Consider the following 22,923-nt stretch of genomic DNA (forward strand, 5'->3'; position numbering starts at 1 on the left):
TTTAGAAAATTTAATTTTTTCCACATTATCAGTTAACTTTTAAAAACATTTTAAAACTATTCACTTTTTTTCTTGTTTTTAGTTAAATAATGTTGTAATATATTTTAGTCCGAGGTGAAATTAATATGGCAAGAAAAGACGGTTTAACAGGAAAAGGTCCATTATCAGGTAATTCTAGATCACATGCTATGAATGCTAACAAAAGAAAATGAAACCTTAACCTACAGAAAGTTCAAGTAATGGATGAAAACGGAAAAGTTATGACTTTAAAAGTTTCTGCTAGAACACTTAGAACTTTGAAAAAAAACAATCAATTAGCTAAATAAAACAATCGAAAGAAGCAAATGCTTCTTTTTTTTATTATTAAATTTCACTAATAAAAAAAGAAAAAGAACCAATAAATTGGTTCTTTGTAAATTATTCAATACCCATAATGAATGAGTAAACTTCTTGTCCACCATCAACAACTTCATATTCAACGTCATGATTTTCATCTAAATATTTACGTAAGTCATTGATATCTTTAAATGAAGCATCAGCTCCAGTAAATACTGTGATAATTTCTGTTTTTGATGTAATGAATTTTGCTAAAGATCTTGAAAAGATTTCTGTTAAAGAATTTGTAGCAATTGTCACTTTTTTATCAACAATCATCATGTATTGTCCTTCAACAATTTTTACTCCATCAATTGTTGCATCACGTGCAGCTTTATTAATTGATACTGAAGTAACTGATTTAATTGCTTTTGCAATATTTGATTCGTTTTTCTTAGTTGATTCTTCTGGATCAAGGTTTAAATAACCTGTAATTCCTTGAGGAATTGTTTTAGTTTCTAAAACAATAACTTTTGACATTTTTTCTAAATCTTTTGCTTGTTTTGCAGCTAATAATACATTTCCATCATTTGGAAATACATATACAGTTTTTGCATTAACAGCTTCGATTGCTTGTAAAAAGTCATTTGTTGATGGGTTCATTTTTGGACCCCCATCAATTACATAATCAACATTTAATTCGTCTTTAAAGTAATTTACCATACCTCTTGATCTTACAACAGCAATTGTTGCAACATCATTTGATAATGTTCTTTGTTTTTGTGCAGCTTCTTTTGCTCCACTTCCTGTTTCACCAGTTGTATCGCTAACATGTCTTTCTGCTTGTAAAGTCATGTTCTCAACTTTAATTGTTTTAAATTCACCAAATTGTTGTAAATAAGTTAGGATTTGCCCTGGCATTAATGCATGTGTATGCACTTTTAAAATGTCATTATCCATTACAGCTACGATTGATGTATTTCCATATTGTTCAAAAGTTGTTCTAACTGTTTCAACTTTTAATTTCCCTATCAAATCATCATTTAGGAGAACAATAGCTTCTGTACAATATCCAAATTCATCTTCAATTGCCATTTCTATGTTTCCACCAGTGTTTTCCTCTAATTTTTTAAGTTTTTCAATTGGTTTTAAATTTATTGCAAAATGTTGGATTCCTTCAAGGAATTTAACAAGACCAAATCCACCACTATCAACAACTCCAACCTCTTTTAATGGGGGTAAAAGTTCAGGTGTATTATCTAAAGAAACATTAGCAGCTTCAATTACTGAATTTCAAAATGCTTCAGTATCCATTTCTGATTCAATTGAATTTACATATTCGCTAGTTTGGCGAATAACTGTTAAGATTGTTCCTTCAACTGGTTTCATAACAGCTGCATAAGCAACTTCTTTTGCTTGTGCAAAAGCAGCCTTTCAAGTTGCTAAATTCAATGTTTCTTGGTCTTTCATTCCATTTGCAAAACCTTTTATAATTTGAGAAAAAATAACTCCTGAATTTCCACGAGCACCCATTACAAGTCCTCTTGCAAACTTAGTCATTAATGATCCGATACTATCAAAGTCTTCATTTTCAATTTCTGAATAACCGTTTGTGCATGTCAAATTCATGTTTGTTCCTGTATCTCCATCAGGTACAGGGAAAACATTTAATTTATCTATATGTGGGTAATTATTATATAAATTGTTAACCCCACTAGTAATCATGCCTTTTAAAATTTGCACTTCTTTCATAGTATAGTCACCTTCTAATAATTCTATTGTTTTTTTATTTTAATGAATAATAAAAAATTGCAAAAATATTCTTTTTGCCAGATATATAACAGATCTGTTTTATTTTAAAAAACGGACTCAGAAATTAAATAATTTCTAAATCGTCTACAGCAATATCTACTATATAATTTCGCACGAATTGTTCTATTTTTTCCAATTCATACTTTACACGTATTTGAACCTCATTAACAACGTCTCTAATATTAACACCATTGATTAAAATTATATGGACTTTAACCCTTGAAGTAACATCAGTTGACAACACTTCAACAGCTCTTGTTATATCACTTGTTTTAATCTCTGCTTCTGACTTAGCAGAACAGTTAGCAAATGAAATAACCCCTGGAACTGTAACAACAGCATTATTAATTGCATCATATGCAGCTTGATCTAACATTGTGATCCCCCTTTAATTTAATTCAGGTAATAGTAGAAATCATGAAGTTACGATTTCAAATTAGTACAAAATTATTTTAGCACTTTATTGCTTTTTTAAAAAGCATATTTATAATATTTTTTCATTTTTTTATCCATATTTTGCCTTGGATTATAAACAATTTCCTATATTTTTAAAAATGTTGTATATAATAAATATGTATTGCCCTCTTGGCGGAATTGGTAGACGCAGCAGACTCAAAATCTGCCGAGGAGACTCATGTCGGTTCGACTCCGACAGAGGGCACCATTTAAGAAATTAAAAAATGGTTTGGAACTTATCCAAACCATTTTTTTATTTATTAAATATTAAAATTATTGGTTTATCAGTTTTAATAAAACCATTTTTTTGATTATCAAAGCAATTTGAAAATGCTCTTGTAGAATGAGGCAATAAAGAAAGATTTTCAACTTCATATTTTAAACCCTTGATATCAATAACAGTTTGATGAACTGGAAATAATGAAATATATGTGTAATCTTGATAACGATTAAAATCAATTTCAAATTCACCTTTTGAAATTAAAAACATAATTGAATCATCATTTAATATTGTCACTTTATCTTTTGTACAAATTTCAATTAAACTTAAATTCATATCCACTCTTTTTGTAGGTTTTGCTATAAAAAGAATTTCTTGTGCTCCTCTTTGATATGCAATGTTAATTGCTTCTTTGCCATCAAGAAAGTCTTTTTCTGGATTTAAAACAATTGTTTCTTTTGCTTTTGATTTAATTAACTCTAATTCTTCTGCAATTACATGATCAAAATCTGCAAGAGCAAGATCAATTGTTATATTTTTATCAATTAAATCTAAACATCCTCTTTCAACACCAATAATAAAATAATCTTTATAATAATCAAAATTTAAATTATTTTGGCAAGCAACAATCAAGAATTTTGTTTTCAAGTTTAAACACCCTTTCCTTGACCAATTCTGCATCAACACCCACTAGATAACTTCCAGCAACAATCATATCAACACCATGATTTTGAACTAAACGATATGTAGCATCATTTATGCCCCCATCAACTTCAATTGAATAATCTAAGTTTTTTGCTTCTCTAATTTCAACTAATTGTTTAATTTTTTCTCCAGCTTCAGGAATATAACTTTGACCCCCAAATCCAGGATACACTGTCATTACAAGAACATTTTGAAGATCTTTTAATTTATCTTGAATTGCTTCAATTGAAGTATCAGGATTAATTGCTAAAGAACAAATTATATTATTTTTTTGACAAACTTCTTTAAATTGCACAAATTGTTCTTCATCGATTGCTTCAAAATGTAAAGTTATTTGAGCAACTTTTGCTTCAATAAAAGGTTTTAAATATTCTTCAACAGACAAATTATTAATTTTAACCATTAAATGAGCATCAATTTTAAAATCATAATTATCTGTAATATCTTTTAAAATTTTTGGACCAAAACTAAGATTTGGTACAAAATTATAATCCATAACATCATAATGAATTCACTTAATATTGGCATCTTTTAAAATATCTAAATCATTTTTTAAATTAACAAAATTTGCAGTTAATATACTTGGAGCAACAATAAACTTTTCCATTAGTATTTTTTCCTTCTTTCTTGATCTTCTAATTCATGCAACATTTTTAAATAGTCATCATAAATAAATTGAGGAAATTCTTTAGTTTCAACAGCAAGAAGAATTGCACAGCCTTTACTTTCTGGTGTATGAACACAATTGTTAAATTTACATTCATTTATTTTTGATTCAAAGAATTTAAAACTATGTGCTAATTGATTTTTATCAATATCTTTTAATTCAAATGAAGAAAATCCAGGAGTATCTCCAATTAATCCATTTTCATATCTAAATAATTCATTTTTAGTTGTTGTGTGTTTTCCACGATTTAAAGCCTTTGAAATTTCTTGAGTTCTTTCAAAAGCTGTTGGAATAATATGATTTAAAGTTGTTGATTTTCCAGCTCCAGTTTGACCTGTAAAAACAGAAACTCCAGTTTGAAGTTTCTTAATAAACTTCATTCATTCTTTATCTGTTTCAATCATGTTATTGATTAAAAAAATTTCATACCCAACTTTTTCATATTGTTTTACAATTTCAATAGTTTTATCTTTTGCTGTTAATAAATCCACTTTTGTAAAAGCTAGTAAAGGCTTTAATTTTAAATATTCAACAAAAGCTAGATATTTATTTAATGTAAAAGTATTTAAATCAGGTTCTTTAACAGAAGTGATAATAACTACTTGATCAATATTGACAATTCTTGGGCGATACAATTCATTTTGACGTTCTTCGATTGAAACAATACTTCCTTTAAAATTCTTTTCATCAATAATTTCAAAATTTACATAATCTCCAGTTGCAGGTGCTTGATTTTTGTGCCTAATTTTTCCTTGTGCTTTGCATTCATAAATTTGTTCTTGAAACAAAACATATGAATATTCACTAACAATTTTTAAAATAATACCTTTTTTCATCTTAAATAAATATTAAGGCAGCAAAGAAAGTAATAACTAACAATAAAAGCAAAATTGAAAATGTGATTACATATTTACTTCTTGCAATTGCAGGAAGTTTTTCATAAGTTGATCCAATTTTAAATACCTGTTTTTCATGTTCTGCACCATAATTTACTTTTAAATGGTAATTATATGGTTTTGGTGAATCTGTAATTTTGACATTCATTAAATCTCTTCTGATTTCATTCATCGAAGCATAACGATTTTCTGGGTTTTTTTCAATCATTTTTAGAATTATATTTTCTAAACTTTGAGGAATCATTGGGTTGATTAATCTTGGTGAAGTTGGCTTTTCTTTAACCTGTTTTGCAGCCACTTTTTTACCATCACTTGCAATAAACGGCGCTGTTCCAGTTGCAAATTCATACATCATGATTCCCAATGAATAAATATCACTTCTTGGAGTTGCTAGCTTTGATTCAATTATTTCTGGGGGCATATAACGTGGTGTTCCAATTGCTTTTTTTGCTTCAGAATCATAACCTTCCATAACAGAGATACCAAAATCTCCTAATTTTACTTCTCCACTTAAAGTTAATAAAACATTTTCTGGTTTAACATCCCTGTGAACAATTTTTAAATCATGTGCTGCTTGTAAAGCATCACATAAATTTGAAAAGTAATATTTAATTTCTTTTAAAGTCATTGCACCAAATTCTTGGAACCTATCTTTTAAAGTTCCTCCTTCAACACACTCTAAAATAATTAATCATTCTGACCCTTGTTGAATAACATCATGTAGCTTAATAACATGGGGATTTTCTCCTAATTTTGCAAAAGCTTCATTTTCAATTTCAAATCTTTCTTGACCAGTTTGTTTAAGTAAAATTTCAGGGGAAGCCACTTTAATAGCCACAATTTGGTCTGTAATAATATCGTGCGCCTTAAAAACCGAAGCCATTCCACCTTTTCCGATAGCAGAAATAATTTCGTAACGTTCTTGAATTATTGCACCTGGTTCATATTTATTCATTTGTCTTGCCCCTTTTTACAACATTATAATAACAAAAAAAGCAAAGTAAATATATTACTCTGCTTCAATAATTAAAATTGATAAATTATCTGTTGAGACATTATCTTTTGCATCTTCAACAATCATATGTGCTTTTTCTTTTAATTTCATTTTTGGATTAACTAGAGTTGCAGCTGTTACATCTTCATCAATATAATCGTGAACTCCATCTGTTGTTAAAATATAAATTCCAGCTGGACTTTCAATGTAATAAGTATCAATTCTTAAGGTTTTTTGAGGCCCAAGTGCACTTGTTAAAACCTTTCAAAAAGTAACTTCATTAGCACGTTCATACATTCCAGACATTTGAATATCTTTTCTTTCAGCCTCTGGAGTTGAATTTCACAAGTTTTGATCTTGAGAAATTTGAAATAATTTATTGTTAACAACTTTATAAGTTCTTGAATCTCCAATATTAATTACAAAAGCAGCTCCTTGTGTAAATAAGATTGCAGTTAAAGTTGTTCCCATATCTAAAGTTTCTAAATGTTCATGTGAATGATCCACCATTTCATTTAAAACTTCACTAACACAATTGCGCAATCATCTATTAATTGCTTTTTGATTTAAACCTTCAAAAGTAGTTGCTTTAAATAGTTCCATAAATTTTTCAACAGCTATTTTTGATGCCACTTCTCCATGAGCATGACCACCCATTCCATCACAAACAATTCCAAAAGCGTCTCCTGCTTTGTTAGTTGCAAAGTCTAAATAATCTTGATTGGCCTTACGATAATTTCCAATATCTGTTAGTAATGTGTGTTTAAATTTCATTTCCAATGACACCTTCTCTTTTTGCTCTTAATTGTCCACATGCAGCATCAATATCTGCACCAAATTCTTTTCTTACTATAGCATTAATACCTTGTTTTTTTAAAATTTTAAAAAACTGTTCAATCTTAGTTGATTGTTTATAAGGATTTTCTTCAACTTCATTGTATGGAATCAAGTTGACATATCCATTAATTCCCCTAATTAATTTAGAAAGTTCTAAAGCATGCTCTGGCAAATCATTAACATTATCAATCAAAATATATTCAAAAGTAATACGACGATTTGTTACTTCAATATAGTATTTAACTGAATCAATTAATTTTTCAATTGGAAATGCTCTATTGATTGGCATCATTTGATTTCTAACTTCATTATTTGGAGCATGTAGTGAAATCGCAAGGTTAACTTGTGTTTTTAAATCTGCAAATTGTTTAATTTTTGGTACAACACCACAAGTTGAGATTGTAATGTGACGTGCTCCAATTTGAAATCCTTTTTGATCATTTACAATATTCACAAACTTCATTACATTATCAAAGTTATCCATTGGTTCACCAATTCCCATAACAACAATGTGGCTTACTCTTGCTCTTGGATTTTCTGGATCATAGCTATATTTATCTTTTAATAATTTATTCATTGTAAAAATTTGTCTTACAATTTCATCTGTTTCTAAATTTCTTTCAGTTTTAATTAAACCTGAAGCACAAAACTTACATGCCATTTTACATCCAACTTGTGTTGTTACACATACAGATTGTCCATATTTTTGAGGCATTAAAACTGTTTCAATTGTTCTTTTATCATCTAACATGAATAAAATTTTAATTGTTCCATCAGTTGACTCTTTGACAACTAAATCTTTTAATGGCTGTGCTGTGTAGTTTTCAATTAAAAATTCTCTTAATCCTTTACTCAAATTTGTCATATTATTAAAATCATTTTCAAGTTTTACATAAATTCAATCATAAATTTGTTTTGCAGCAAATTTATTAAATCCATTTTCACTTAAAATATTTTCAAGGTCTTCAATTGTGTATTTAAATATACTGTTTTTTTCCATACAAAAAATCTCCAATGTTTATTTTATCATATATTAGGTTTAAAAAAATAATACCCTTGGTATTATTTTTTTCTTTTTAAGTAGACAAATATAAATCCACAAATACTTAAAACAGTTGGAATAAGAACTATTGGAATTAATCATGATAATTTATTATCTTTAGTTTTTTGAGTTTCTGGGCTTAATGGATTTTGCTCATTACTAAACTTTAAAGTATTAAATGTTCCTTCTTTATAAAGAATGATTGTTTGTTCTAACTGATTAACTGTACCCATAATTTTATTTTCAACAATATTAAACTCTATTAATGAACTTTGATGATATATTTTTTGATCTTCTAATAAGTATTCAAATTGATTTTGTTCATCTAAATAGATTGTTGTTTCTTTGTAATTTAAATTATTAGTTAAAATAATTTCATGAGAAAATTCATAATTAAAATATTTAAACTTAACAATATAACTCCCAGGTTTTGAATTATAAAAATTAAATGTCTCATTTACTAAATCAATATCTAATTCATCACTTTGAATTTCAAGTTTTGAAAAATTAATTTGTGCTTTATTTTTAAATTGAAATGTATTAACCTTATTAGTTTCAAAAACTTCAAAGTTATTTTCAAATATAGGTTCAATAACTTTTAATAATGTATTTACTGTAATTTCTAATTGTTTTTTTGTTAAATTTGAAAAAAGTTTAAATTTTTGTTCTTCAAGAGAATTTGATTTTATTAATAATTTATTTCCAATTAATTCAACTTCTAAATTTTTATTTGTATTAATAACTGCAAGATTATCTTTTGGATCAATAAAATCAAATTTTATTTCTTTTGTAATCCCCTTCTCAAGTTCAATATTATTTGTAATTTCAAAATCTTTAATTGTGTCACTAACTACTTCAATCTCTAATTTAAAAATTTCATTGGCATTAATAGCATCAATTTCAATTTCTCCTTTTCAAACTTCAAGTGCTTCAAGCATTATTTTATCTTCTGCAATTCTTGTAAGCTTAACTTCTGGGGGTGTTTGAAAATATAAATTTAAAAAATATTTATAATTTTTAAAATAAATAATTTTCTTATCACCTTTCATAATTACAATATTTTTATCTGATAAAGAAATGCTAGTTGGTTTTATAGGTTCATAATATTTGTCATCAAAATCTGTATATTCAAATTTAATGTCATCTTTAAAGTTTGGCAAAAATTTATAATCAACATCATCTCAGGTTTTGCGTTTACCTTTATCTTCTAATCTAAAAACATTATTACAAACTACTTGGATACTATTTTTTATTCCGTCATTTGAAGTATATAAAAATTCTAAAAGACTAGTAGCATATTTTGCATTGAATTGTTTAATTCCCTCAATATTAACAGTTGAATTTTTAACAAATTTAAAACTTCCGTCTTTAATATCAAAAAGTTTTTTTGCAATCTCATAAACTTGCTGGGAAAAATGATCAATGTCATTTGTTGTTCTGTCAAAATTCAAAAATTTAATAGTATTTAATTTAGGCATTGTCAGTCTTGTTAAAAAAGTATATTCGTTCTGATTATCTCTAAGAGTTAATTTTACAACATCATTATTTTTAAAACTAGCATATATTCCTTGGGCATTAATATCAACAAACTTATATTTTTTAGTTGAATTCAAACCTATTTCATTTAAAAATTCTTTATCATTTCTAAGGGCTCTTTCAATAATACTTTTAATATTAGGTCCGTTAATATCACTATCTAATTTTAATATTGGCAATTGTAAATCAGATTTTTCTAATTCTTTCTCTTTTGTTTGAAAAGCAATCTCAATATTACTTAAATTTAAACCTTGATTTTTAGAAAGAATTGCTCCTGTGTATTGATAATGTTCTTTTCAACTATTGATTGGGTCTATAATTATTTCTTGTTGAATAATTCCATTAAAGTTTAAACCTCATTCTCCATTTTGTTTAACTCTCTCAATTCTCATAGTAATATCAACTTGAATAAAAGAATCAGCATTATTATTTTGATATGAATAAACATTATTGAATTCAATAAATTTTTGACGTTCATTTAAAGTTACTTGAAATTCATTTTCAGTAATAAAATTGTTATTAGCAGCTTCTATTTGTCCAATTGAAGTTGATGTCCACCTTCTAAGTGAACTATCAAAGTTAAAAGTTAATTTAGAATTTTCAAAATATTTTTCATATTGTTCCATTCTTAATTTTTTAATTGAATAAAATTCATTAAAACTTTTTTTAACATAGTTTGAATTATCTTTATATTCAAACTCATCATAATTTCTAGAATATGAATCTGGATATGCAAAACTAATATTGTTTTGCACTTTATCTTTATATTCATGAAACTTATAATTTGATTTATTTTGTTGTATTGAGTCTTTTACAATTTTACCAGTGATAAACGTTGGTGAAAATGATGACCCTACAAATAATAATTTTAATAATATTTTCATTTTTTTCCTCCCAATATAGTAATCGTCAAAAAAAATGACAAAATGACAAAAAAAATAAAGAAATTAAAATTTCTTTATTTTACAAATATAAAATCCATTATTGTTGCCTTCAAAACCAAAAAATTGTTTTTCAAATATAATTCTAAAAGTATTATGACGAGTTAAAAATTTTTGAATTTGATCTTGATTTTCTTTTTTATTAACTGTACAAGTTGAATATAAAATTGAGCCCTCCGCATTTAGTAAACTTGCAGCATTATCTAATAATTTTTCTTGTGTTAAAAGCAATTGTTCAACTTCTTCATTTGAATATTTTTTTAATTTAATTTCTGGTTTTCTTTTTAAAACACCATAACCTGAGCAAGGAGCATCTAACATTATTGAATCATATTTTTTTTGTGAGTTGAATTTTATTCCATCACCAAAATATAAATTAAAATTTTTTAAATCTAAACGATTTAGATTCTCTAAAATAATTTTTTCCTTTGAATTATTAATTTCATTTGCATCAATAATTGTATTTTTGTCCACTATTGCACACATATAAGAAAGTTTTCCTCCAGGTGCACAACATAAATCTAAAATATTTGTATTTGATTTTAAATTTAATTGTTCAACAGCTAAAATACTAGTTTCATCTTGAATATAAATTAATCCTTGAGTTATTAAATCACTTGCAATAATATTTTTATTTGCAATTAAACAGTTAGAAGCAATCTTGGATTCTTCTAATTGATAGTCATCTTTATATTTCAAATATAATTCTTGTTTTGAAATTTTAGTTTCATTTACTCTAAATGAAATTCTTTTATCTTGATTTGATGAGAGAACAATTTGATTTGCAATTTCAATTCCATAATCATTTTTAATTTGTTGAAATAATCAAAATGGAAAACCATTTTTTAAAGGAAAAATATTTTGCTTATTTTTAATATCAACAATTCACAATTGTTGATTTAATAATTGTTTTGAAATTGCATTTACAAAACCACTACTATTTTTATCAATTAACTTTGCAGCTTCTACACTTTCATTGACAATACTATAATCTGGTTGATTTAAAAATTTCATTTGATATAAAACCATTCACAAAAGAATTTGAATTTTCATATTTGTTTTTGATGCATCAATTATTTTATTCACAACATATTCTAAATAAATTTTGTATTGAATTGTTCCATAAACTAATTTAAAAATAAAAGCTATGTCAGATGATGACATAGCTTTTTGTTTTGCTAAATTATTTAAAAGTTTATTTGAAAATTGATTTTCCACAATTACTTTATAAATAATTTCTCACGCCTTAAATCTTGAATTCATTCTATAAAGCATGTTGTTCAATACTAAAGAAGTTAACATCAATCATGAAATGTTCAACAATTGATTCAACAAATTCTGGATCTGTTAAGATTGAAAGTTCTTCATTTGCTAAAACATGTGAATATATTTTATCTGTTAAAATATCAATTAAGTAATTTTGGAAATCAAAGTTTTCTTCGATTTTTTGTCCACCTACTTTTTCAACATTTTCTTTTCAGTTTTCAACAAAGAATGAATATTGACCAATTACAATTTTTTTAACTTCATTTCTTAATTTTGCATATAAACTTTTTTCAGGTCCAACTGCAAGAGTATTTTCTTTTGTTAATACATCTTTTACTTTTGCAACAGCATTTTCAATGCTATCAATTTCAATTACATATTGATATTGATGTTTCAAAGGAATTTCTAATAAAGCTTTGTCTAATCTTTGTTTGATAATGTCTTCTTGTTCTGTTCCTCTTGATCTTAATCTTTGTTCAAGAGATTTTAAACTTGGAGGCATTAAGAAGATTGAAACTAAGTTTTCTTTTTTTTCTTTTTTCAACACTTGTGTTGCACCAATTACTTCAATTTCTAAAATAACATTTTCACCTTTTGTAATTTTATCGTGCACAGTTTTTCTTGGAGTACCATAATAGTTTCCAATGAATTCTGCATGCTCAATTAATTCGTTATGTTGAATTGCATCTTTAAATGTATCTTTATCCACAAAGAAATAATCTACTCCGTCAACTTCACCAGGTCTAGCCTGTCTTGTAGTCATAGAAACTGATTGAACTAAGTTTAAACTTTTATCTTGTCTTAAAGCTTTGTTAACAGTTCCCTTTCCTACTCCTGATGGTCCTGAAAGAATAATAATTTTACCTTTTTTATTCATCTTGATCGCCCTCTTTTTCATTTCGTAAAACATAAAGATGTTTATTTTTATATTCTTTATATTTTAATAATTCAAGAAAATCCAATTGGGTTAAATCCAAAGGACTCTCTGATTCTGTTATTACTATACCATAATTATTTAAAATTTTGGAATCATTAATATAGTTGAAAAAATCATAATAGTATTGTACCTGTGCAAATGGGGGATCTAAATAAATTAAGTCAATATAAATATTATTTGATTTTAAATATTTTAAAACTTGTCCATAATCTAAATTTAATAATTGATATTCATTGCTATCAATATTGTATAAATTTTCTTTAATAATTTCTAACGCTGGTTTATAATGATCGTTAATGTAGGCAAATTTAATTCCTCTTGATAAACCTTCAATTGATAAAGCACCACTTCCACCAAATAAATCTAAACTAGTTTTATTTTCAAAAATAAAATAATTATTTAAAATATTAAACATGTCTTCTTTAACTCTTGCAGTTGTTGGTCTTGTGTTTTGACCTTCAAGAGTTTTTAAATGTCTTCCACGATACTTACCACTAATTACTTTCATAAATTAAACCAACCTTTCAATTATTTCTATAATTAATATAAACTAAATAAAATAATTTTTGAGATATAATCAAAATTGAGGTAAAAAAAATGAAATTAGATATTACAAAAGACTTATTACAAACTGAAATTCCAACTAACAAGTGATTATGAAAAGATAGTCAACCAGAAGTGATTCGCAATCAAAGTGTTGATGTAGCTTTACCACTAAATGAAGAACATACTCTTGTAATGCAAAAATTAATTGATTTTGTACGTTATTCACAAGATGGTGAACTAAATCAAAAAACTAATTCAGATTATTTACGCCCTGCTGTTGGACTTGCAGCTCCCCAAATCGGAAGCAATACAAATATGTTCTTTGTTCGTTTTGAATGAGATGAAGAAAATGGAGATGTTGAAGAGTTTGCAATGATTAATCCAAAAATAATTGCACAAAGTGAACAAATCACCTATTTGAATGGTGGTGAAGGTTGTTTGAGTGTTGATGTTGATCAACATGGAATTGTACCAAGAAGTTATAAAATCCAAGTAACAGGTTATGAATGACTAACTGAACAAGAAGTGACATTAACTTTACGTGGTTATCAAGCAATTGTTTTTCAACATGAAATTGAACACAATCATGGAAAACTATATTATGATCGAATTAATCAAAAAGATCCCCAGCTTACAGAAGAAAATTGAATCATGATTTAAAAAGGCAAAACTATCGCCTTTTTTATTTATTTTTTTTATATTTTTAAATCTTTATTTGATAAAATATAACTAACGAAAATTCTGTTCTAAAATTAGTGATTGAATAATATTTAAAACAATTTAATAATTAAAAAAATTATTTTTTTTAGAGCAAATTTTTTGTACCAAATAGGAGAAATATAATGGAAAAGAAAGATTCAAAGGTTGTAAGCATTGTTGCTGATCTTGAAGCAAAAATCGAGATTAAAAAAATGCCTAGCAATTCTGATCCAATAAAGAAAAAGTTAGAATCTGCACCTCATCCAACTAAAGTATTTGCTTTAGGAGGTCTTGAAGAGGTCGGAAAAAATACTTATTGTATTGAATACGATGATGAAATTATTATGATTGATGCTGGGGTCAAATTCCCTGATGCAACTCAACTTGGAGTTAGCGCTGTAGTGCCTGATTTTAGTTATTTAGTTGAAAATAATTCAAAACTAAAAGGACTATTTATCACTCACGGTCATGAAGATCATATTGGTGGAATCCCCTATTTATTACAACAAGTTGATGTACCTGTAATCTATGCCCCAGAATTAGCTGCTGCATTGATTCGTGATAGATTAAAAGAATATAAATTACAAAATAAAACAGTTGTAAAAGAATATGTTGAAAATGATGTTTATGGAACAAAAAATTTCACAGTTCAATTTGCAGCAGTTAACCACTCAATTCCTGATGCATTTGGAATTCATGTTTCAACTCCAAATGGAGCAATCTTCTCAACAGGAGATTATAAATTTGACTGAACTCCACTTGGACATAGCGCCAATATTTCAAGATTAAGTCAATGAGGAAATGAAGGAATTGAATTATTAATGGCAGATTCAACAAATGCTGAAGTTGAAGGTTATACTTTAGGAGAAAGAAAAGTTATTCAAAATATTGATACACATTTCTTAAAAGCAAAAGGAAGAATTATTATTGCTTCATTTGCTTCTAATGTTCACCGTATTCAACATATTATTGAATTGGCAAACAAATATGGTAGAAGAATTCTTGTTATTGGAAGAAGTTTAGAAAGAATTATTAAAATAATTCGTCAAATGGGTCATTTAAATATTAATGACAAAATGTTCATTAAAGCAAATGACATTGAAAACTATCCAAAAAATCAAATTATGATTTTATGTACAGGAAGTCAAGGTGAACCAATGGCTGCTCTTTCAAGAATTGCACGAATTGAACACCCAACAATTAAATTAATTCCAGGAGATACAGTTATTATGTCTTCTTCTCCAATTCCAGGAAACAGAGCTGATGTTGAAAATGTTGTCAACAAGCTAACAAAAATTGGAGCAATTGTAATTGAAAATAATACAGAACAAAAAATTCATACTTCTGGACATGCAAGTCAAGAAGAACAAAAATTATTATTTACATTATTAAAACCAAGATGTTTTATGCCAATGCATGGTGAGTATCGTATGTTAAAAGTTCACGGAGATACAGCAACAAAAGTAAATGTTAAACCACATAATGTCTTTGTTGTTGCAAACGGTGATCAAATCTTATTACATAATGGTCAATCAGAAGTTGGTAAAAGAATACCTGCTGAAGCTGTCTTTATTGATGGAAAAGACATGACAGGAAAAGCAAGTAACGTTATTCGTGAAAGAAACATTCTAAGTCGTGATGGGCTAATGGCTGTAATCATCTCAATTGATTCACAAGCTAATAAATTGTCTGCACCTCCAAGAATTGTTTCAAGAGGAAGTTTCTATGTAAGAGACAGTGGAAACGTTATTGCTGAATCAATTAATATCGTAACACAAGCTGTTTTGGGAGTTTTAAATTCATCAAAACCAACTTTTGGAGCAATCAAAGCAGCAGTTAAGGAAAATCTTTCTCCTTTTATCTTTAGATATAAGAGAAGAAATCCTTTAATTATTCCAGTTATCTTAAATAAAAAAATTGAAGGGAAATAGAAAATGAAAACAAAAAGTGAACAACTAAGTTTATTTAATATCATTTGAATTGGATTTTGTTTTATTGCAGGAATTACATTTACTGCTAGTTTTGCAGCCATTCTTGGAAATGATGGTGTAGGACTACATATATACTGAATATTTGCTGTAATTGGTGTTATTGCTTTTATGTGTGCTTGATCTTTTGGAAAATTAGTTCAAGTTCACCCTGAAGCTAATGGTGGAGGAAGCCAATATACAAGAGTTGCCTTTGGTAAATTCTGAGGTCTTGTAATGGGATTATTAAATTATGCAGTAATTCCAGTTATTGGTATGGCCTTATTAGTTTCAATGATAAGAGCAAACTTTGATGGTGGAGAATTTAACCTTGTAGGTTATAAAGATGGTGAATGAGGTCAATGAGGATCATGAGGTAGCTTATACTTAGATTTAATTTCATATGCTTTATACATATTTGCTATCACAATCATTTTTTTAGGATTAAAAAAATATAAAATATTTTCAACAATTATTGGATATTCAACTTGAGGTTTAACTATCATTTTAATGATTTTTGGATTAGTTGGAGGTTCAATGAACCTTATTGATGGAAACAATGGTTTCGAACACCAACAAGGTGCACAATTAGGTTTTGACAACTTTGCATCAACATTTACAACTTGTTTCTTTGCATTCTGTGGAATTGAAACTTTTATTACTACAGGAAAAAATATAAAAGATAGAAACAAAAATATGCCCATTGCAATTATTGTAATCTTAATCTTAACAACATTGTTCTACATTATCTTTACTGCAATTATAATGATGGCAGTAACAGTCGATTTTGAAGGAAATCCAAATATGCAAATATTTGATGCCTTTAATAATGATTTCTTAAAAACATTTGGACCAATTTTAGTAGTTGTATGTACAATTTTAATGAGATTTAACTCTTCACTACAAATTACATTATTTGGTGGAGCAACACTTGAACCACTTGCAAGTCAAAAAATGTTGCCAGGTGCTTTAAATAGAGAAAATAAAGATAATATTCCTGTAGCTGGAGTTTTAGCAACTGGATCATTATTTACATTTACATTTATTTTATTTATCTTAATCCCTGATTTAATTCAAGGATTTAGAGGTGAACCAACACCATTTAACTATGGTACACTTGCAAGTTGTGCTTCAATTATCTTGATTTCAATCTACTTATTAATAATTGCAGTAGTTATGGTACAAGGAATGCGTAAAAACATTAAAGTTCGTGTTTGAGAATACATTGCTTGAACATTAACAACTATCTTCTTAATCTTCATTTTAGCTTTATGAGCAAAAGGTGTTGTTGAAGGATTTATAAGTAAAGAACTTACAAGTATTATTGCTGGAGCTTTCCAATTATTTTACTTAGTATTAATTGCTTGTGCTGCAATTGGAATCTACTTTGGATACCATAAAAAACAAATGGTAAAAATTCAAGAAAATAAAGAAGAATTAAATAAATTACAAGAATACGAAAAAGTATTTACAATTATTAAATAGTTATAAAAACATTCACATAGTGAATGTTTTTTCTTTATTTTAAAGATATAATTATACAAATAAGTGTTAAGGGGGATATGATTTTTATGAAAAAATTACTTTATGTATTATCAAGTGTTGCACTAACAACTAGTGTTGCTGCTCCAATCGTCATTTTTTCATTACGCGATGACGAAAATGTTCCTGAAACCATAATTGCTAAAGAATTTTCATACTCAAATGATCTTTCAAAAATAAAAAATGATGGTAAACCCTTAATAGGTTCACATGATATTGAAGTTGAAGGATTGCAATCTGTAATTAATGATATTAAAAAAACAGGTGCAGATCTTAAATCAAACAAATACAAATTAACTTATGTAGAAACAAAGTTAGATACAGTTACTTTCCCTTCAATTAATCCTCACTTTGATATCAATCGTTTTAATGAAATTCTAAATAAAGATAATAAATATATAAAAGTTATTAATCATCGTTTTGAGATTTCACAGATTTCTGCAGGAAATGGAAATGCTCAAGAAGAATATTCAATTACTTTACTAGCTGATTTTGAAGTTAGAAATAATGAAGATGACGATCCTAAGTTCTTTAGAAATGTTAGAGTAACTGAAGTGCCTTCTTATAGACCATATACAGATATCGAAAAAACTTTAAAAGTACACAAAAATACTTTAACAGTTGAATACACTATTATCATTGATATTAGTCATGTTGATAATGGTCCATATATTGGAATAAAAATGCCTGAAGAAGGAGTAGTATACTATGTAAGTCAGGTCTTACAACGTTTTAATGGTAATGCACAAAATCCTCCAAACCCAGAAGATCAACAAATAGCAAAAGAACTACAAGCTAAAATCTTGAAATATATCAATGAAGTTCATGATATTAAACTAGCTACAATTGATACACCAATTGTAGAAGTTTGAAGTGCTATTGAAAATGAAAAAGGCAAATATGAACTGGGTCGTAAATTAGAAAACAATTACGAATTAGACTATGATATAAACCCCTACTTCTACCTTGCAATTACAAGCAAAAATGAAGCAATTGGAACTCATTATGTATTAATTGGTAACTCTAAATCAGCCGTTGACTAAAAATTACACACTAAGGTGTAATTTTTTTTATAAAAATATTTTATAGAAATAATATATATAATATCTTTGAAGGGGGGTCGAAAATATGTCAAACCCGATCGGTAGAGTCAAAACAATGGCATCTTTATTTAACTGATTTGGATTAATTGCCTCAGTATTCTTAGCAGCATTCTTAATCTTTGCATTTTCAAGTCCAGATTGATTAAATCTTAAAGATCAAAAATTTGAATTTGCATTATGATCTAGTGTAACTATGTTTTTTGCAACTATGAGTATTGCTTTCCAAGCTTACATTATTCACTTCATCAAAACTAGCGATGATGTAACATTTATAAACAATAGATACATCTTAGTATTGTTCTCATTATCAGTTGGAGGATTATTTACACCATTCATTTTAATGAGTTTGCCAAATATTAATGTTAAATCAAGTGTTACTCCAAAAATTTCTATATCTAGAGGTTATGGAATCTCAGCTGCATCATCAGCTGGAGTTGCTATGCTTACATTCGCTTCTGTTTTAACAGATGGAAATGGTTGAGATACTCTAGCTGCTAATTCAACTGCAAATATTATTTTATGATCTGTTCTTGGAACAATTTTATTCTGAGGTTTAATCAATATTATTTTATTTGTTGGTAAAAATGCTCTAGTAAGATACGAAAACTCAAACGGTTCAAGAGCAATTATGAACTTTATAGCATTCTTCAATTTAATTTTTGCAACTATTGTATTAATATGAATCTTAATTTGATCTGTATTAACAATCTTAAATGCAATTGCGTCATTATTTGATAGACAACGTGGTTTCTTTAGTTCATTATTTAACTTTATGTATGTTTCAATGATTATTACAAGACAATTATTTATCATGTATACAGCTTGACATTGTATTAAAGGAATTTGAGCAAAACAAGGCGAATTTGAATACAATGCTTACTCAAAATTGAGTGAAAAAGAAAATAGCTTCAATAAAGCTTAAAAAATAAATTAAAAAATTTTCATAAAAACTCTTCTATAAAACTAGAAGAGTTTTTATTTTAAATTAATTTTTTTAAGATAAAATCTTTATCAAGGAGAGAAATAATATGAATAAAAATATTGATAATAGAATACTTGATTCATTAAAAAATGAATTGAATAGACAAAAAAACCACATTGAATTAATTGCCTCTGAAAATTATGTTTCTCCAGCAATTTTACAATTAAATGGTTCTGTTTTAACAAATAAATATGCTGAGGGTTATCCTGGAAAACGCTACTATGGGGGTTGTCAATTTATTGATGAAATTGAAAGTTATGGAATTGAACTGGCCAAGAAATTATTTAATGCAGACCATGCAAACTTACAACCTCATTCAGGTAGTCAAGCAAATGAAGCAGCCTATAAAACTCTTCTAAATCCAGGGGATAAAGTTTTATCAATGAGTTTAGATGCTGGAGGCCATTTAACACATGGATATAATATTAATTTTTCAGGTCAACTATATGATTTTGTATTTTACAAAGTCAATCGTGAAACTGAAGAAATTGACTATAATGAAGTTGAAAAATTAGCTTTAGAACATCGACCAAAATTAATATTGGCTGGAGCAAGTAGTTATACAAAAATTATTGATTTTAAACGTTTTAAAGAAATTGCCGATAAAATTGATGCTTACTTTATGGTTGATATGGCCCATATTGCTGGTTTGGTTGCTGGAGGAGTTCATCCTAACCCCTTCCCCTATGCAGATATTGTAACTTCAACAACTCATAAAACTCTTAGAGGTTCACGTGGAGGAATTGTTTTATGTAAAGAACAATTTAGCAAAAAATTAGATAGTGCAGTTTTTCCTGGAATTCAAGGTGGTCCTTTAGAAAACCAAATAGCAGGTAAAGTACAAGCTTTAAGTGAAGCATCAAGTGAAGAATTTAAACAATATGCTCAACAAGTTATTAAAAATGCAAAAGCACTTGCAGATACTTTAATGGAAAATAACATTCGTTTAATTGCAAATGGAACGCAAAACCACACAGTTATTGTTGAAGTGAAAAACTCATTGGGAGTTACTGGAAAACAAGCTGAATCTATTTTAGAATCAATTGGAATTGTTGTAAATAAAAACATGATTCCCTTTGATAGTGAAAAACCAGTCAACACTTCTGGAATTAGACTTGGAAGTGCAGCAATGACAACTAGAGGTTTTAAAGAAAAAGAATTTAAAGCTGTTGCACAAATCATTGCAAAAGCTCTAAAAGATCACAATGACCAAAATTTAGATCAATTAGCTCAAGAAGTTAAACAATTATGTGATAACTTTCCAATTTATACTGATATTAAATACTAATAATAAAATAAAAAGTTTAATACTCATACAAATTTGTATGAGTATTTTTATCTTTTAACAAAAAAATGATTTTCGTGTGAAAATCATTTAAATTTTATATTAATTATTGAGCAGCAGTTTGTGCTTCAGTATAACCATCATATTTTGTTGCTTCTTTATTTACAACTTTTCTATGAGTTCTAATACTTGTGTTAATTGTAAATGGAACTACTGCTTGATTTTTAAATTGTTTAATAATATATTTGTATTCTGCTGGTTCTAAATTTGGTTCAGCTAATTCTTCAATTTTCTTAATCATTTTTTTAAAGATTTTTGATCATCAAAGTCATCCTAAAGCCATTAATAATAAACCTAAGCCACATAATGATGAATAAATATATGCCAAGTTGTAAATATCTGTATATCCAACAGAAACAACTGTTGCTGCAATGAAAGCTCCTCAGTTTAATAAAACTCCAAATGCAGCTAAAATATGACAATAAATTGATCTACTTCAAAAGTTTGTTGCTTGTTGACGAATATCTAAAATATTTGTAAAGTTGTACAACATTAACATTGTACCTTTTTGACTATTTGTATCTTCATATCACTTTGGTAAGTGTAATTCTTGATATGCAGATCTATAGTTAAAGTGATTGTTAAATCTTTTTCTTTGTCCATAATATAATTTAATATCGTTGTACCCTGTTTGTCTTGAAAGTTTTTCAAATAACTCTTTTTGGTTAATTGATGATTCCCTTTTTTTTGAACTTAGATATACTGAAATGTTGATAGCTGTTGCCAAAATTACAATAATTGTAATAAAAGTACAACTTGCCAATATGATGTATCTTGCTCAATCTGGAAACATACCATTTTGATCGTTTCAAATTCCGTTCATAAAAATATCTCCTATTTATTTGTTTATGCTAGCTTATCACGTTAAGTAGTATAGTCTCTAATATAATATCATTTTTTTGAATAAATGTTTTAGTTAATAATGTATTTTGTTCTACTAAAACAGCAATATTAATGTAGAAATCAACAAAATCAACTTCTTTAAAGGTATTAATATTAAATAAAGTTGACTTATATTGGTTTCGATAACTTATTAAAACGTTATTTTGATTTAAATAAAATATATGTTTTGGTTCTTGTGAATCAACTAGGGTTTCTACTAATTGCCAATTTAGATCATATTTTAATATTTGAAAATCACTATTCAAAACTATATATAAATCATTAAAACCAATAATTTCAAGGGCTTTAAAATTTAAAGTTTTTACTATTTGAAAATCACTATTCAAAACTATTACTTGTTCATTCTGATTTAATGCAATTATTTGATCATTAATAACATTCAAAATTTTTGCTTCAACTTTTAAAGTTTGAGATTCATTAATTAATAAATATTGTTTATTTTCATAGATTGTATAAATTAATTGATTATTATATTTAAAAACATTAATAATTTCACTTTCTAATTTGGTTACAAATTCACATTCTGTTAAGTTGATGTTATTTTGGTCTCTATTTGTAAAGTCAAAAGGATAAGCTAAAAAATATCGACTTAAATCAGCTTTATTTTTTAAATTTTCAATTACTTGTTCAATAGCTATTTTAAAAATTTCCTTATTTACAACTAAATAAAGATCTTGGTCAATTATAAATAAGTTTTTTATTCATCCAGTATTGTCAATTGTTCTTATATTTCTTTTCATATTGTAAGTATAAAATAAAATACTGATATTTTTAATGTATTTACTAAATAAGGTATGATAAGAATGATTAAAAGGAGTCTTATTAAAAAGAAATGATAAATCACATTGAAATCTATATATTAGATTATAAAAAAGAACTAAATTTTTGACAAAAGTTGGCCCCAATTTTGCAATTGCCAATAATTGATACTTGAATTACAGGTTTTAGAGTTGGTAATCTTTTAACTGGATATATTGCCTTTAATGAAACTAAAATTAACACAATTAATTTTAAGAGAACTAATGTTGGTATTAATCATTTAGCCTTTAAAGTTAATAGTTCAAAAGAAGAAATTTATCAAAAATTAAAGAATCAAAATTTTAAAATTCTATATTTAGATAAAAACTATCCAAATGTTTATGTTGAAAATGAATGAGGTTTAAAAATTGAAATAATTACTGTTGATAAATAAAAAAATCACTCATAATGAGT

At 26.9% G+C, this 22,923-nt stretch carries 22 protein-coding genes and 1 tRNA gene; 9 read left to right on the forward strand and 14 right to left on the reverse strand.

Annotated elements, in window-relative coordinates; all coding sequences use genetic code 4:
• Nucleotides 1–125 precede the first annotated feature (125 nt).
• Nucleotides 126–326 (forward strand): 50S ribosomal protein L28, encoded by a 201-nt coding sequence (gene rpmB, locus SCULI_RS04320; RefSeq protein ID WP_020834659.1) that lies wholly within the window; start codon nt 126–128, stop codon nt 324–326.
• 91 nt (nt 327–417) lie between these two features.
• On the opposite strand, the gene SCULI_RS04325 is transcribed toward rpmB, so the two are convergent.
• Entirely contained in the window at nt 418–2,067 is a 1,650-nt protein-coding gene (locus tag SCULI_RS04325) for a DAK2 domain-containing protein (protein WP_025363414.1), read from the reverse strand.
• A 124-nt stretch (nt 2,068–2,191) separates the two neighbouring features.
• Nucleotides 2,192–2,503, reverse strand: coding sequence for an Asp23/Gls24 family envelope stress response protein (locus SCULI_RS04330; RefSeq protein ID WP_053230338.1), 312 nt, complete (start codon nt 2,501–2,503; stop codon nt 2,192–2,194).
• Nucleotides 2,504–2,706: 203 nt separating this feature from the next.
• Between SCULI_RS04330 and SCULI_RS04335 the strand changes: the two genes are divergently transcribed.
• Nucleotides 2,707–2,791: transfer RNA gene (locus SCULI_RS04335), tRNA-Leu, on the forward strand.
• A gap of 45 nt (nt 2,792–2,836) precedes the next feature.
• Here the strand turns inward: SCULI_RS04335 and SCULI_RS04340 are convergent.
• The 10 genes from SCULI_RS04340 to rsmD form a co-directional block, all read right to left on the reverse strand.
• Nucleotides 2,837–3,451, reverse strand: coding sequence for a thiamine diphosphokinase (locus tag SCULI_RS04340; protein ID WP_053230339.1), 615 nt, complete (start codon nt 3,449–3,451; stop codon nt 2,837–2,839).
• The gene (locus SCULI_RS04345) at nt 3,414–4,115 is read right to left on the reverse strand and encodes a ribulose-phosphate 3-epimerase (protein ID WP_025363417.1); all 702 of its coding nucleotides are present in this window, start codon (nt 4,113–4,115) and stop codon (nt 3,414–3,416) included. The genes SCULI_RS04340 and SCULI_RS04345 overlap by 38 nt, the downstream gene beginning before the upstream one ends.
• The gene (gene rsgA, locus SCULI_RS04350) at nt 4,115–5,011 is read right to left on the reverse strand and encodes a ribosome small subunit-dependent GTPase A (RefSeq protein WP_025363418.1); all 897 of its coding nucleotides are present in this window, start codon (nt 5,009–5,011) and stop codon (nt 4,115–4,117) included. The genes SCULI_RS04345 and rsgA overlap by 1 nt, the downstream gene beginning before the upstream one ends.
• Before the next feature lies 1 nt (nt 5,012).
• On the reverse strand, nt 5,013–6,026 hold the full coding sequence (locus tag SCULI_RS04355; RefSeq protein ID WP_025363419.1) for a serine/threonine-protein kinase: 1,014 nt from the start codon (nt 6,024–6,026) through the stop codon (nt 5,013–5,015).
• 54 nt (nt 6,027–6,080) lie between these two features.
• Nucleotides 6,081–6,839, reverse strand: coding sequence for a PP2C family protein-serine/threonine phosphatase (locus SCULI_RS04360; protein ID WP_025363420.1), 759 nt, complete (start codon nt 6,837–6,839; stop codon nt 6,081–6,083).
• Nucleotides 6,829–7,902, reverse strand: coding sequence for a 23S rRNA (adenine(2503)-C(2))-methyltransferase RlmN (gene rlmN, locus SCULI_RS04365; RefSeq protein WP_025363421.1), 1,074 nt, complete (start codon nt 7,900–7,902; stop codon nt 6,829–6,831). The genes SCULI_RS04360 and rlmN overlap by 11 nt, the downstream gene beginning before the upstream one ends.
• A 62-nt stretch (nt 7,903–7,964) precedes the next feature.
• A complete protein-coding gene (locus SCULI_RS04370) occupies nt 7,965–10,364 on the reverse strand; it encodes a hypothetical protein (protein WP_025363422.1) in 2,400 nt (799 codons plus the stop codon).
• A gap of 63 nt (nt 10,365–10,427) precedes the next feature.
• Nucleotides 10,428–11,696 (reverse strand): 16S rRNA (cytosine(967)-C(5))-methyltransferase RsmB, encoded by a 1,269-nt coding sequence (gene rsmB / locus SCULI_RS04375; protein ID WP_053230340.1) that lies wholly within the window; start codon nt 11,694–11,696, stop codon nt 10,428–10,430.
• Nucleotides 11,686–12,564: a guanylate kinase gene (gene gmk / locus SCULI_RS04380; protein ID WP_025363424.1), complete on the reverse strand. Its 879-nt coding sequence runs from the start codon at nt 12,562–12,564 to the stop codon at nt 11,686–11,688. The genes rsmB and gmk overlap by 11 nt, the downstream gene beginning before the upstream one ends.
• The gene (gene rsmD / locus SCULI_RS04385; RefSeq protein ID WP_025363425.1) at nt 12,557–13,132 is read right to left on the reverse strand and encodes a 16S rRNA (guanine(966)-N(2))-methyltransferase RsmD; all 576 of its coding nucleotides are present in this window, start codon (nt 13,130–13,132) and stop codon (nt 12,557–12,559) included. The genes gmk and rsmD overlap by 8 nt, the downstream gene beginning before the upstream one ends.
• A gap of 89 nt (nt 13,133–13,221) precedes the next feature.
• Here rsmD and def point away from each other — a divergent pair, with 89 nt between their 5' ends.
• The 6 genes from def (at nt 13,222) to SCULI_RS04415 (ending at nt 20,751) form a co-directional block, all read left to right on the forward strand.
• The gene (def, locus tag SCULI_RS04390; RefSeq protein WP_084656592.1) at nt 13,222–13,830 is read left to right on the forward strand and encodes a peptide deformylase; all 609 of its coding nucleotides are present in this window, start codon (nt 13,222–13,224) and stop codon (nt 13,828–13,830) included.
• A gap of 251 nt (nt 13,831–14,081) precedes the next feature.
• Nucleotides 14,082–15,800, forward strand: coding sequence for a ribonuclease J (locus SCULI_RS04395; protein ID WP_201767146.1), 1,719 nt, complete (start codon nt 14,082–14,084; stop codon nt 15,798–15,800).
• Between the two features lie 3 nt (nt 15,801–15,803).
• Nucleotides 15,804–17,321 carry an APC family permease gene (locus SCULI_RS04400; protein ID WP_025363428.1) on the forward strand — a complete coding sequence of 506 codons (1,518 nt, stop codon included), beginning with the start codon at nt 15,804–15,806 and terminating at the stop codon, nt 17,319–17,321.
• A gap of 86 nt (nt 17,322–17,407) precedes the next feature.
• A complete protein-coding gene (locus SCULI_RS04405) occupies nt 17,408–18,421 on the forward strand; it encodes a hypothetical protein (protein ID WP_025363429.1) in 1,014 nt (337 codons plus the stop codon).
• An 85-nt stretch (nt 18,422–18,506) separates the two neighbouring features.
• Nucleotides 18,507–19,403, forward strand: a complete 897-nt coding sequence (locus SCULI_RS04410) for a hypothetical protein (RefSeq protein ID WP_025363430.1) — start codon at nt 18,507–18,509, stop codon at nt 19,401–19,403.
• Nucleotides 19,404–19,509: 106 nt separating this feature from the next.
• The gene (locus SCULI_RS04415; RefSeq protein ID WP_025363431.1) at nt 19,510–20,751 is read left to right on the forward strand and encodes a serine hydroxymethyltransferase; all 1,242 of its coding nucleotides are present in this window, start codon (nt 19,510–19,512) and stop codon (nt 20,749–20,751) included.
• Nucleotides 20,752–20,854: 103 nt separating this feature from the next.
• On the opposite strand, the gene SCULI_RS04420 is transcribed toward SCULI_RS04415, so the two are convergent.
• The gene (locus tag SCULI_RS04420) at nt 20,855–21,631 is read right to left on the reverse strand and encodes a hypothetical protein (RefSeq protein ID WP_025363432.1); all 777 of its coding nucleotides are present in this window, start codon (nt 21,629–21,631) and stop codon (nt 20,855–20,857) included.
• 28 nt (nt 21,632–21,659) lie between these two features.
• Nucleotides 21,660–22,451 carry a hypothetical protein gene (locus tag SCULI_RS04425; protein ID WP_025363433.1) on the reverse strand — a complete coding sequence of 264 codons (792 nt, stop codon included), beginning with the start codon at nt 22,449–22,451 and terminating at the stop codon, nt 21,660–21,662.
• 92 nt (nt 22,452–22,543) lie between these two features.
• Between SCULI_RS04425 and SCULI_RS04430 the strand changes: the two genes are divergently transcribed.
• Nucleotides 22,544–22,903 (forward strand): VOC family protein, encoded by a 360-nt coding sequence (locus tag SCULI_RS04430; RefSeq protein ID WP_025363434.1) that lies wholly within the window; start codon nt 22,544–22,546, stop codon nt 22,901–22,903.
• Nucleotides 22,904–22,923 lie beyond the last annotated feature (20 nt).

This window comes from Spiroplasma culicicola AES-1, assembly GCF_000565175.1.
Lineage (GTDB): Bacteria > Bacillota_I > Bacilli_A > Mycoplasmatales > Mycoplasmataceae > Spiroplasma_A > Spiroplasma_A culicicola.